Raw genomic sequence first — 12,017 nt, 5'->3', positions numbered from 1 at the left:
GCAAGATACTGAACACGACATTCTTCCTTTACTGAAACCGGCTCTGACGATGCCGCTGTAGCAAAACCGCTATACCGGTTTGACCTTGTTCCCGGCAACGAACAACGCCATGGCTTCGACGTGCGCCGTCTGCGGGAACATATCCATAATACCTGCCTGCACCAGACGATAGCCTCGGGCGGCAAGCAGCCCTGCATCCCGCGCCAGCGTGGCCGGGTTGCATGAAACATACAAAATTCGACCTACAGCCTTGTCCGCCAGCTGCTGTACCAACTGTTCTGCGCCATCACGGGGCGGGTCCAGCAACGCGGCGTCGCAGGGTTGGGTTAGCCAATCTGCATCCTGGAGTTTGGACAGGTCCGCTGATGAAAAGTGCAGCGACTCCAGCTGATTATTCTGCGCATTTTTTTTCGCCCGCTGGACCATCTCGACGCTGCCCTCCACCGCTGTGACCTGGGCTCCTGCATGCGCCAACGGCAGGGCAAAATTGCCGACGCCACAGAACAGATCAAGCACCTGCTCGCCGGGCTGTATCGCCAACCATTCCAATGCCTGGTTGACCATCATCTGATTGATCCTCGCGTTCACCTGAATAAAGTCACCCGGCATGAACTCGAATCGCAGCCCCTGGTCCGGCAGGTGATAGGCCGGCAGCTCCTGATTCAGATCAGGCGCAGATCCAATTGGCCCATGCAGCGTGCTCGGCTCACCTGGCTGCAACCAGCAGCTCGCCCCATGCTGGTCCGCCAACGCCTTCAACGCTTGCAAATCAGCCTCTGACAGCGCCTGCATATGCCGCACCAACAACACCGGTGCTGCATCACCAATCAGCTCGACATGGCCAAGCCCGGCGCGGCCATCCAGCGATTTCAGCAGCGGCACCAGATCCTGCACCAATGCCTCCAGCGCCGGCACCAGTACGGGGCATTCCTGCACTTCAACCAGGTCACTGCTGCTGCGCTGACGGTAGCCCACTTCCAATAGACCAAGACGCTTATCCCAGCGCATTGCCAGGCGCGTACGCTGCCGATAGCCATAGGTTGGGCCGACTAATGCCGGCATCCAGCGCTCCGGTTCCAGGCCGGCAAAATGCTGCAATTGCTGGGCCAGCGCCTGCTGTTTTACCTGGAGCTGGGTGGCTTCCGGCATGTGCTGAAGACTGCAACCGCCGCAGAGATCGATGTGCGCACAACGGGGTGTCTGGCGCTCAGGGCTGGCTACCAGCAATTTGTCCAGACGGGTTTCTATAAGCTTGCTGCGGGCCTTGAGCACCCGCGCCTGGACCCGTTCGCCGGGCAGACCGCCATCGACAAAAACAATTCTGCCCTGCCAGCGGCCGATACCACGACCGTCATGGGCCAACCGCTCGAGATCCAGCTCTATGCGCTGGCCGATGGCCGCCGGTGCGTCCGGGGCCTGACGTGCACGTCCACGATGGCCTCTCATAATGGGGAGTTGTACACACCCGTGGACAGGTAACGGTCACCCCGGTCACAGATGACCGCGACAATGATCGCGTTCTCGACCTCGGCAGACAGACGCAACGCAGCCGCTATCGAACCTCCAGACGAGACGCCACAGAAGATCCCTTCCTCCGTCGCCAGACGGCGCATGGTCACTTCCGCCTCCTCCTGGCCCATATCTATGATCCGATCTACCCGTTCCGGCTGAAAAATGCCGGGCATATAGGCTTGTGGCCAGCGCCTGATGCCCGGAATGGATGCACCTTCTATCGGTTGCAGGCCGATGATCTGAATCTGCGGATTCTGTTCCTTGAGGTAGCGCGAGGTCCCCATGATGGTTCCGGTGGTACCCATTGAGCTGATGAAATGCGTTATCCGCCCACCGGTATCGCGCCAGAGCTCGGGACCTGTGGTCCGGTAGTGCGCTTCAGCATTATCAAAGTTGCCGAATTGATCCAGTACCTTGCCCTTGCCTTCGCTCTGCATCTTCATCGCCAGGTCGCGCGCGCCTTCCATGCCCTCTTCGCGGCTGACCGGGATCAGTTTGGCACCATAGGCGCTCATGGACGCCTTGCGCTCTGAACTCATGTTGTCCGGCATGATCAGCACCATGCGGTAACCCTTGATCGCAGCCACCATGGCCAAGGCGATTCCGGTATTTCCCGAGGTCGCCTCGATCAGCGTATCACCCGGCTTGATCTCGCCGCGCTGCTCGGCCCGCTCGATCATCGATAGCGCTGGCCGATCCTTGACCGAGCCTGCGGGGTTATTACCTTCCAATTTGGCCAGCACAATATTGCTGGTCTCGCCGGGCATGCGCTGCAGACGAACCAGAGGGGTGTTGCCAACGAAATCGGCAATTGTGGGGAAATCGGTGCTGGTTACATGGTCACGCGGAAAGTCGTTATTCATCATTCACTCAAGGGGCCTGGGCCCGAATCGGTAGGGCGTTGAATGCTGTGCTTTTGCTTCAGTCAGCCTATGATACCGGCAACAGAGTAAGGGATACATACAATGAGCGAGATTGGTCTGAAGGCGCGTATTCTGCTGATGACGCTGGCACCCACCGGGCTCCTGGCCATGGCGCTGGGCAGTTATTTCATCTGGCATGCTTCTCAGGACTTGCAGCAGCAATTGCTGGAGCGCGGATTCCAGACCGTTGAGCATCTGCAGATTCCCGCCGCACAAGCGCTGCTCGAGGGCCAGCCTGAAGAGTTCAGGGAGACGCTGGCCAAGGCGTTAGATCGCATCGACGTGCGTGCTGTCACGCTGTACGACAGCGAGCGTAATCTGCTCGAACACAGCGGCCCGACCATGATGCCAACGCAGCGCACCCTGGGGGTCGATACGATCGGTGCTGGCAGCGGCCTGCAAGTGGGCGAAACGGTGGGTAGCAGCCGATTTCTGCTGCCCCTGCTGGCTAGCCCGGAATTGCTGGAGGGCCAGTCGCAGAACCAGATAGAAGCAGACGCGATACTCGGCTGGCTGGAGGTCGAGCTGAGCCATGCCAACACGCAGCTGCGCCGCTATCAGATGCTGCTGACCACCTTGGTCATGGTCCTGGCCGGCTTGCTGCTGACCACCTTTACCATCAGCCAGATGAGCAGACGCATCACCGATCCCATCAGCCTGTCCAACCGCGCTATCGCCCAGATCAGCAAAGGCCAGCTGGATGTGCGGCTTAACCAGCAGGGCAGTCGTGAGCTGGACGACCTGGCTCAGGGTATCAACACCATGGCTCAGACGCTGCAGAGCGCCCAGGGTGAGCTGCAGCAGAACGTCGATCAGGCCACCGAAGATCTGCGCCAGACTCTGGAGACCATCGAGATCCAGAACATCGAGCTGGACATGGCGCGCAAGACCGCTCAGGAAGCCAGCCGAATCAAATCCGAATTCCTCGCCAACATGAGCCACGAGCTGCGCACCCCACTGAACGGCATCATCGGCTTCAGCAATCTGCTGCAACGCACTGAGCTGACCAATCGCCAGCAGGAATACCTCGGCACCATTGAGAAGTCGGCAGACAACCTGTTGGCGATCATCAACGAGATACTGGACTTCTCCAAGATCGAGGCCGGCAAACTGATTCTGGAGAATCAGCCGTTCAACCTGCGCGACCTGATTCAAGACACCCTGACCATGCTCGCCCCGGCCGCTCACCAGAAGAACCTTGAACTGGTCAGCATCATCTACCGTGATACGCCCATCGGCATGAGCGGCGACGGCTTGCGGCTAAAACAGATACTCGCCAACCTGGTCAGCAACGCGATCAAGTTTACCCAGGAAGGTTCGGTGAGCATTCGCACCATGCTCGAGCAGGAGGACGACACCCATGTGCTGCTGCGCATCAGTGTGACTGACACCGGCATCGGCCTGACCTCGACGCAGCAGAAGTCACTGTTTCAGGCCTTCACCCAGGCGGACAACTCGATGTCGCGGCAGGCCGGAGGTACCGGCCTTGGCCTGGTCATCGCCAAGCGCCTGGTCGAACAGATGCACGGCGAGATCGGTCTGGATAGCCGCCCGGGCGAGGGGTCCGAATTCTGGCTCACCGCGCGCCTGGAAAAATCCACCCAGGCCGGTGATGACCTGCCCGCCACGCCGCTGCAAGGCATACGCGCTGCAGTGATGGAACCATTGACTCTCAGCCGTCAGGCGCTGCTGCACAATCTGGAAGATCTGGGTCTGGACGTGACCGTATACGACAACTTGTCGGCGCTGGAAATAGCCGTCAGAACACCACACCCCGATGAGCCAATCCAGTTGGTGCTGGCCAGCATGCGCTCGCCCGGCACCCGAGCGGATCTGATGTTCGAGGTGCTGAATCGCTGGATGAATGACGACAGTTGCAAGATCATTCTGTTGACCGATACCACCGAACACTACCCTTCGCTTGATCAACTGCCCCCGACTGACTGCCAGGTACTCTCGCGGCCATTGTGCACGCGCAAGCTCTACCGTGCGGTCAATCAACTATTCCGCCCGGAACCGGTGATGCCTGCGGTCATACCGGGACGCGCGGACAAGCCGCAGATCACCGTGCTCTGCGTCGACGACAACGAAGCCAATCTCAGATTGGTCGAGACTTTCCTTAGCGAAATGGGAGCCCGCGTATTAACCGCTACCAGTGGCGAACAGGCATTGCAGATCGCTGATCGGGAAACCATCCAGCTGATCTTCATGGATGTGCAGATGCCGGGTATGGACGGCCGCGCGACCACCACCGAGCTACGTCTGAGGGAAGAGCTGGCCGATTGCGAGCCACGCCCGATTATCGCCCTGACCGCCCACGCGCTGGCCGAGGAACGGCGGCGGCTGATTCAATGTGGCATGAACGATTACCTGACCAAGCCCATCAGCCCGGAACAGCTGAGTCACTGCATCTTTCGCTGGACCGGCATCAACCTGAGCATGCCCAATACTGCTGCGCCGTCGCCTGCCCCCATACCGGCGGTGGCCGTTGGACCGAAGACGCTGCCGATACTGGATTACAAGGAAGGCCTGCAGCTGGCTGCCGGCAAGGCCGATCTGGCGCAGGACATACTGGCCATGCTGATCAAAGGGTTGCCGGGCGACCGTGTGCTGATTGAAAAATATATGAGCCAGGGCGACGACGAGGCACTGCTGGACGTGGTGCATCGCCTGCACGGCGCGACCCGCTACTGCGGCGTACCGCAGCTGCGAGAATGTTGTTTGCAAGCGGAGACGCTGTTGAAGCAAGGTAAAAAAAGCCAGATGGCTATCAGCCAGTTGATTGAGGCCATCGAGCAGGTGCGCGTGGCCTATCACACTGCCGAACCTTCGCCGTCAGGCTAGCGACCAGATGGCAAAAGCCAGCGCCTGCTCACGCTCGTCACTCAGGCTGAGCAGCATGCGGCCACCACCGCCCTGTTCGAGATAATTGGCGGCCACCCCACTGAGACGAACCAGCGGCGCTCCAAGACTGTCATTATCAATCTGGATATGTTGCCACGACATACCCTGTGCCAATCCGGTACCCAGCGCCTTGAGTATGGCTTCCTTGGCGGCATAACGTTTGGCCAGGTAACGCGCTGGCTGCTTGTGGGCAGCAAAGCGCTGCCATTCACTCTCTGTCAGGATGCGTCGGGCGAAGCGCTCGCCCTGGCGGCCTAACACCGCCTCGATACGACTGACCAACACCATGTCGGTACCAATGCCGCGGATCATCGGCCGACCGAGGCGCCGAGGATCAGTGCGCGCATGTCTTTGACCGCCTGAGCCAAACCCGAGAACAGCGCGCGGGCAATAATCGCGTGGCCAATATTCAACTCGTTCATGCCGCTGATCGCCGCAATGGGCTCGACGTTGTGATAATGCAGGCCATGCCCGGCATTCACCACCAGGCCCAGTTTGCGTGCGTAAATGCAGCCCTCACGCAACCGCGCCAACGCCTCAGCCTGCTCGGTCCCATGAGTGTCGGCGTAATGACCCGTATGCAATTCAATCACCGGCGCTCCGGCACGTTTGGCAGCTTCGATCTGCCGCGGATCAGGATCTATAAATAGCGACACCTCGCTACCGATCGCCGCCATACGTTCGACTGCCTCCTGCACGCGGGCGCCGTTACCGGCGACGTCCAACCCACCCTCGGTAGTCAGCTCTTCCCGGCGCTCCGGTACCAGGCAGATATTCGCCGGACGTATTTCCTCGGCAAAATCCAGCATCTGCTCAGTGACGGCCATCTCCAGATTCATTCGGGTCTGCAGCACTTCGGCCATCAGGCGTACATCGCGCTCCTGGATATGCCGGCGATCTTCACGCAAGTGCAGGGTAATGCCGTCTGCGCCCGCTTGCTCAGCCTCGATAGCAGCCTGGACCGGGTCCGGATAACGCGTACCCCGCGCCTGGCGCAGAGTCGCGATATGATCGATATTCACACCTAAAAGCACGCGTTGCGGGTGAGTCAAAGCCTGTCTCCTTTGGAATCCGTGCCTGGGGTTGAAAAAAGTTGTCGGCTGACCAGAGGGCGGTCGCCCAGATGCGCTGCCAGAGCCTGACGCATCAATAATTTGGCAGTGCGTAGCGCATGCGGCGCGCTCCAGTCGCTTTGCGCCATCGCCAGCAGACCCGCGCCTGGCAAGCCAGAAACGGAAGACGTCAGTTGCTTTACTGGTAACAGACCGTTATCCGCATGCCATACGTACTGTTGATCCGGCAATACCGGATCGCCGCGGGCATCTTCCGTCAGACTGAAACCATAGCCCATAACCTCCAACAGCTGCCACTCGAACTGACGCAAGACCGGCTCTACCAGAGCCGGACCAGCCAATTGTTCCAGCGCATGTTGATAGGCGGCGAAAATCAGTGCCTGCGGATCACCCGGCGGCATCAGGCGTATCAATAACTCGTTTAGATACATGCCGCTGAACAGCGCCTGACCCTGCAACAACCGGTAGGGTCCGGCCGTTTCGGCCTGGGCCAGCGTCTTCAAGTCGCCACGCCCGACCAAACCCACCAGCAGCGGCATAAAGGCCTGGGGGGTCAGACCTTTGCGCTGCCCCCGTGCGCCGCGCCAAACCACCCGTTGCACGCCATGGTGCAGGCTGAGCAGATCAACCAAAGCGCTGCTGTCACGATAGGGACGGCTGTGCAGCACATAGGCCGGGCTCAGGGGTGCTTGCACGCCTTATCTCCAACACAGCGGGGAGGCGACAGATCAACTGTCGAAATTATAACCAAGCGAACTCAGCGCGCGCTCGTCATCGGACCAACCGCGCTTGACCTTCACCCACAAATTCAGCATGACCTTGCTGCCGAACAGCTTTTGCATGTCCAGCCGGGCTTCCTGGCCAATTTTCTTCATACGCTCGCCACCGTCACCGATGATGATCTTCTTCTGCCCATCGCGCTCGACCAGAATCAGCGCATGAATATGCAGAATCTTGCCTTCCTGCTTGAACTGCTCGATTTCCACCGTGACCTGATAGGGGATCTCTGCACCCAACTGGCGCATGACTTTCTCGCGGACCAGCTCAGCGGCGAGAAAACGGGAGCTGCGATCGGTGATCTGATCGTCGGGGTAAAAATGCTCGCTTTCGGGCAGACGCTCGGCAATCAGTTGCTCAAGCTGATCAATATTGCGACCGTGCAGAGCAGAAACCGGCACGATCTCGGCATCGGGCAATTGCGTTGCCAGCCATTCCAGATGCGGCAGCATGTCCTTCTTGTCATCCATGCGATCGAGCTTGTTGACTACCAGCAGGACCGGGCAGGTAACAAAACGGACCTTCTCCAGCACCATCTGGTCCTCGTCGGTCCAGCGCACCCGGTCGACCACAAACAGCACCACATCCACGTCCCGCAGGGCCTGACTGGCGCTTTTGTTCATAAAGCGGTTCAGTGCCTTGTCGTTGTCCTTGTGCAGGCCAGGGGTATCGACATAGATCGCCTGAACAGCATCTTCGGTCTTGATGCCGAGCATGGTATGCCGGGTGGTTTGGGGCTTGCGCGAAGTAATAGCCAGCTTCTGACCGAGAATGTGATTGAGCAGGGTCGACTTGCCCACATTTGGCCGGCCTACAATGGCCACGTAGCCACAACGGGGGGTACTGCTGTCACTCATCTGCTTTCTCCACACCCAGATCAATCAGGGCTTTTTGTGCTGCTACTTGTTCCGCCAGACGCCGGCTATTTCCGACGCCGAAAGTTGGCTGTGACAATGGGCTGACATGACATTCAACCCGGAAGGTTCGGCAATGGGCTTCACCACTGCTTTCAGTCACTTCATAACGGGGCAATTCACATTGCCGCGACTGCAGATATTCCTGCAATCGCGTTTTCGGATCCTTATTGTTGTCCACCAGCGTCAGGGTGGCAATATGCTCACGTAACCAGTAAAGCACACGCTCACGCGCCGCCTCCAGGCCACTTTCCAGATAGATAGCGCCGATGATGGCTTCGGTGGCGTCAGCGAGGATGGATTCGCGGCGGAACCCGCCGCTTTTCAGCTCCCCCGAGCCCAGGCGCAGGTATTCACCCAACTCGAAACCTTTGGCCAATTCCGCCAGAGTGACGCCTTTGACCAACCGCGCACGCAGGCGTGACAACTGACCTTCGCGGGCCTGGGGAAAGCGCTGAAACAGGGCTTCGGCGGCAATAAAGTTGAGCACCGAGTCACCCAGAAACTCCAGGCGTTCGTTATTGCGCCCACCCAGACTTCTATGGCTCAAGGCCAGGATCAGTAGATCCGGATCCTTGAAGCAATAGCCGATGTTACGTTCGAGGCGGTCTAACTTGTTTATCACTTCAGCGGTCTGATTATATGGGTTTCATCGAAGTGAACGAGCGCGTCCACGTTTTGAATTATCGGCGAGCGAACTTCATATTTGATCACTACCGTGTAAGCGTCGGTCCCGCTGGCGGTAATGGCAATCGCATCTTTGGCTTTGATATCGCGGATGCTGTTGATCTGCATACCCTTTTCAATGTGATTGTGAAAATCGCGGAGCGAACCAATCTTGATGGTCGGGTCCTCGTTCACCTCAGTAACGATCTTGCGCAGGGTAAAATGCTCCATATAAATCGGAGCCAGCTTCATCACAATCACCAAGCCGAAGATGATCAGGGCAATAACTGCCAGCCAGCCGAAAAATGACATACCTTTCTGGGAGTGGCGCATGGATAACCTCTTGACGTCCGTTGTTAATATTATTGTTCCCGCCCATCCCTTAATGGATCAGGGCTATCCTGGAAAAACTTGGCAGGTTGCTCAGCTTCGGCTCCGGCCAGTGCATCCAGATTGCGAATGCCTTGCCTACAATATAGTTGTCAGGGACCATCCCCCACAACTCCCTTGGCATCTCCTCGGAGTTCCAGTAACGACTGTCGTTGGAGTTGTCGCGGTTGTCGCCCACCATGAAGTAATGCCCCTCGGGCACCTGCCACTCTTTCGCCGCAGGCGCACCTGAAAGGCTTTTCTGTCTGATCAGATGCTCAACATCGCCAAGCTTCTCTTTGAATATCTCTGCTTCAGCGCGCGAATAGAGTGGATGACCGGCTGGCACCTCATCGTCCTTCTCCAGACGCACTGGTTCCAACGGCACTCGCTCGCCATTGATAATCAGTTGTTTGCCAGCATAACGTACGGTATCACCCGGCAGCCCCACCACACGCTTGATGTAGTTGATGCGTGGATCATTCGGGTAGCGGAACACCATTACGTCGCCGCGTTGCGGATCATTGACCGGAATCACCTTCATATCCAGCACCGGCAGACGAATACCGTAAGCAAACTTGTTGACCAGAATAAAGTCGCCGACTTCCAGCGTCGGCTTCATTGACCCGGAGGGAATTTGGAAGGGCTCGACCAGGAAAGAGCGCAACACCAGCACGACCAGCAGTACCGGGAAGAAAGATTTGCCGTACTCGATGAGCAGCGGCTCCTTTTCCATCCGCTCGACAGTCGTCGGGTCAGGAATGTCCACCGCACGGTCATAGGTAGCCAGCGCACGACGACGGCGAGGGCCAAACCAGAGCAGATCGAGGAGGGCCAGAAAACCGGAAACAGCAACTGCCAATACCAACAGCAGCGGAAAATTGATATGCATAATCTAGCCCGTTTAACTATCCCTAGTTGTCTACTTTCAATACCGCCAGGAAGGCTTCCTGGGGAATTTCAACGTTGCCTACCTGTTTCATGCGTTTTTTGCCGGCTTTCTGCTTTTCCAACAGCTTCTTCTTCCGGCTGGCGTCGCCACCATAGCATTTGGCGATAACATTCTTGCGCAGCGCCTTGACCGTGGAGCGCGCGACGATTTGCCCGCCGACGGCAGCTTGAATCGCCACGTCGAACATCTGCCGCGGGATCAGCTCCTGCATCTTGCTGACCAACTGCCGGCCTTTGTAGGCTGCGTTGTCACGGTGCACGATCAAAGCCAGCGCATCGACCTTCTCGGCGTTGATCAATACATCCAGACGCACCAGACGCGCAGCCTGAAAGCGCTCAAAGGCATAGTCCAGCGAGGCATAACCGCGGCTCGCCGACTTCAACCGGTCAAAGAAATCCAGCACTACTTCATTCATCGGCAGATCGTAAATTACCTGAACCTGGGTACCGAGAAACAACATATCATGCTGCACGCCGCGCTTCTCGACGCACAAGGTGATCACTGCGCCCAGGTGGTCCTGCGGCACCAGAATATTGGCCCGCACGATCGGCTCGCGCATCTCTTCAACCATCGACGGGTCGGGCAGGCGCGATGGATTGTCGACATACAGGATGCTGCCATCCTTCTTGACCACCTCGAACACCACCGTCGGTGCCGTGGTAATCAGATCCAGGTTATATTCGCGCTCAAGGCGCTCCTGAATGATCTCCATATGCAGCATGCCGAGGAAACCACAGCGGAAACCAAAGCCCAGCGCTTCGGAGCTTTCCGGCTCGTAATGCAGCGAGGCGTCATTCAGCGTGAGCTTGGACAGCGCCTCACGGAAATCTTCGAAATCCTCGGAGCTGACCGGGAACAAACCGGCGAAGACTTGCGGCTTGACCTTCTGAAAGCCCGGCAGCATATCCACATCGGGGGTGCTTGACAGGGTCAGGGTGTCACCGACCGGTGCGCCGTGAATGTCCTTGATGCCAGCAATGATAAAGCCCACTTCGCCAGCTTTCAGATCAGCCGTTTCGCTGTGCTTGGGGTTGAATACACCCACACTGTCGACCTGATGGATCTTGCCGGTGGATTTGACCAGCACCTTGGCGCCCTTCTTGATCCGTCCGTGCTTGACGCGTACCAGAGAGACCACACCGAGATAATTATCAAACCAGGAGTCGATGATCAGCGCCTGTAGCGGTGCGTCCAACTCACCCTCGGGCGCGGGAATGACCTGAATCAAACGCTCAAGCACATCCTCTACACCCAGGCCGCTCTTGGCGCTGCAGACCACAGCATCGGTGGCATCAATACCGATCACACTCTCGATTTCAGCCTTGACGCGCTCCGGCTCGGCCTGTGGCAGGTCGATCTTGTTCAATACCGGCATGACTTCCAGGCCCTGCTCGATAGCCGTATAGCAGTTGGCTACCGATTGCGCTTCCACGCCCTGGGCTGCATCTACGACCAGCAGCGCGCCTTCACAGGCAGCCAGCGAGCGGCTGACTTCATAATGAAAGTCCACGTGACCAGGGGTATCGATGAAATTCAGCTGGTAGGTTTTACCGTCGATTTTTGACGTGTAATACAGCGTTACGCTGTGCGCCTTGATCGTAATCCCGCGCTCACGCTCGAGATCCATGGAGTCGAGCACCTGTTCGGCCATTTCGCGATCAGCCAAGCCTCCGCAGATCTGGATAAACCGATCTGCCAGGGTCGACTTACCGTGATCAATGTGGGCTATGATCGAGAAATTACGAATTAGGCTAAGGTCACTCACTACAGGGATCTTCCAGACTTGATTGCAGGATTGCCAGCCATAAAGGCTGTCAGCAATGAAAGGGGGAAAGCTTCCCCCCGAAAACAGCCCGCGAGTGTACCCGAATATGCGCTATTACGCTATCGCGAGCCCGGCTGCCAACCCCGCAGCACGATGGTGATG

General features: G+C 58.0%; 11 protein-coding genes. 1 reads left to right on the top strand and 10 read right to left on the bottom strand.

What is annotated here, in order from left to right:
• Positions 1-69 precede the first annotated feature (69 nt).
• Positions 70-1,446: a 23S rRNA (uracil(1939)-C(5))-methyltransferase RlmD gene (rlmD, locus tag EAO82_RS06370; RefSeq protein WP_096347841.1), complete on the bottom strand. Its 1,377-nt coding sequence runs from the start codon at positions 1,444-1,446 to the stop codon at positions 70-72.
• Positions 1,443-2,375: a cysteine synthase CysM gene (cysM, locus tag EAO82_RS06365; protein WP_174958747.1), complete on the bottom strand. Its 933-nt coding sequence runs from the start codon at positions 2,373-2,375 to the stop codon at positions 1,443-1,445. The genes rlmD and cysM overlap by 4 nt, the downstream gene beginning before the upstream one ends.
• 102 nt (positions 2,376-2,477) lie before the next feature.
• Between cysM and EAO82_RS06360 the strand changes: the two genes are divergently transcribed.
• Positions 2,478-5,279: a response regulator gene (locus EAO82_RS06360; protein WP_153274272.1), complete on the top strand. Its 2,802-nt coding sequence runs from the start codon at positions 2,478-2,480 to the stop codon at positions 5,277-5,279.
• Here the strand turns inward: EAO82_RS06360 and acpS are convergent.
• Genes acpS through lepA form a run of 8 tightly spaced genes read right to left on the bottom strand, consistent with a single transcriptional unit; the run spans position 5,271 to position 11,855 of the window.
• The gene (gene acpS / locus EAO82_RS06355; protein WP_096346511.1) at positions 5,271-5,651 is read right to left on the bottom strand and encodes a holo-ACP synthase; all 381 of its coding nucleotides are present in this window, start codon (positions 5,649-5,651) and stop codon (positions 5,271-5,273) included. The two genes, EAO82_RS06360 and acpS, sit on opposite strands and share 9 nt — an antisense overlap.
• Complete coding sequence (pdxJ, locus tag EAO82_RS06350; protein ID WP_096346512.1) at positions 5,648-6,391, bottom strand: pyridoxine 5'-phosphate synthase; 744 nt, start codon at positions 6,389-6,391, stop codon at positions 5,648-5,650. Before pdxJ ends, acpS begins: the two co-directional genes overlap by 4 nt.
• Positions 6,388-7,107 (bottom strand): DNA repair protein RecO, encoded by a 720-nt coding sequence (gene recO, locus EAO82_RS06345; RefSeq protein ID WP_096346513.1) that lies wholly within the window; start codon positions 7,105-7,107, stop codon positions 6,388-6,390. Before recO ends, pdxJ begins: the two co-directional genes overlap by 4 nt.
• Before the next feature lie 33 nt (positions 7,108-7,140).
• Complete coding sequence (gene era / locus EAO82_RS06340; RefSeq protein WP_096346514.1) at positions 7,141-8,046, bottom strand: GTPase Era; 906 nt, start codon at positions 8,044-8,046, stop codon at positions 7,141-7,143.
• Positions 8,039-8,728, bottom strand: coding sequence for a ribonuclease III (rnc, locus tag EAO82_RS06335; protein ID WP_096346515.1), 690 nt, complete (start codon positions 8,726-8,728; stop codon positions 8,039-8,041). Before rnc ends, era begins: the two co-directional genes overlap by 8 nt.
• A complete protein-coding gene (locus EAO82_RS06330) occupies positions 8,725-9,102 on the bottom strand; it encodes a DUF4845 domain-containing protein (protein WP_096346516.1) in 378 nt (125 codons plus the stop codon). The genes rnc and EAO82_RS06330 overlap by 4 nt, the downstream gene beginning before the upstream one ends.
• A gap of 49 nt (positions 9,103-9,151) precedes the next feature.
• On the bottom strand, positions 9,152-10,030 hold the full coding sequence (gene lepB / locus EAO82_RS06325) for a signal peptidase I (protein WP_096346517.1): 879 nt from the start codon (positions 10,028-10,030) through the stop codon (positions 9,152-9,154).
• A 22-nt stretch (positions 10,031-10,052) separates the two neighbouring features.
• On the bottom strand, positions 10,053-11,855 hold the full coding sequence (gene lepA / locus EAO82_RS06320; protein ID WP_096346518.1) for a translation elongation factor 4: 1,803 nt from the start codon (positions 11,853-11,855) through the stop codon (positions 10,053-10,055).
• Positions 11,856-12,017 lie beyond the last annotated feature (162 nt).

The sequence above is a fragment of the Halopseudomonas pelagia genome, from assembly GCF_009497895.1.
Taxonomy (GTDB): domain Bacteria; phylum Pseudomonadota; class Gammaproteobacteria; order Pseudomonadales; family Pseudomonadaceae; genus Halopseudomonas; species Halopseudomonas pelagia_A.
Note: the sequence above shows the minus strand (reverse complement) of the source record. Positions and strands in the feature narration are given on the sequence as shown.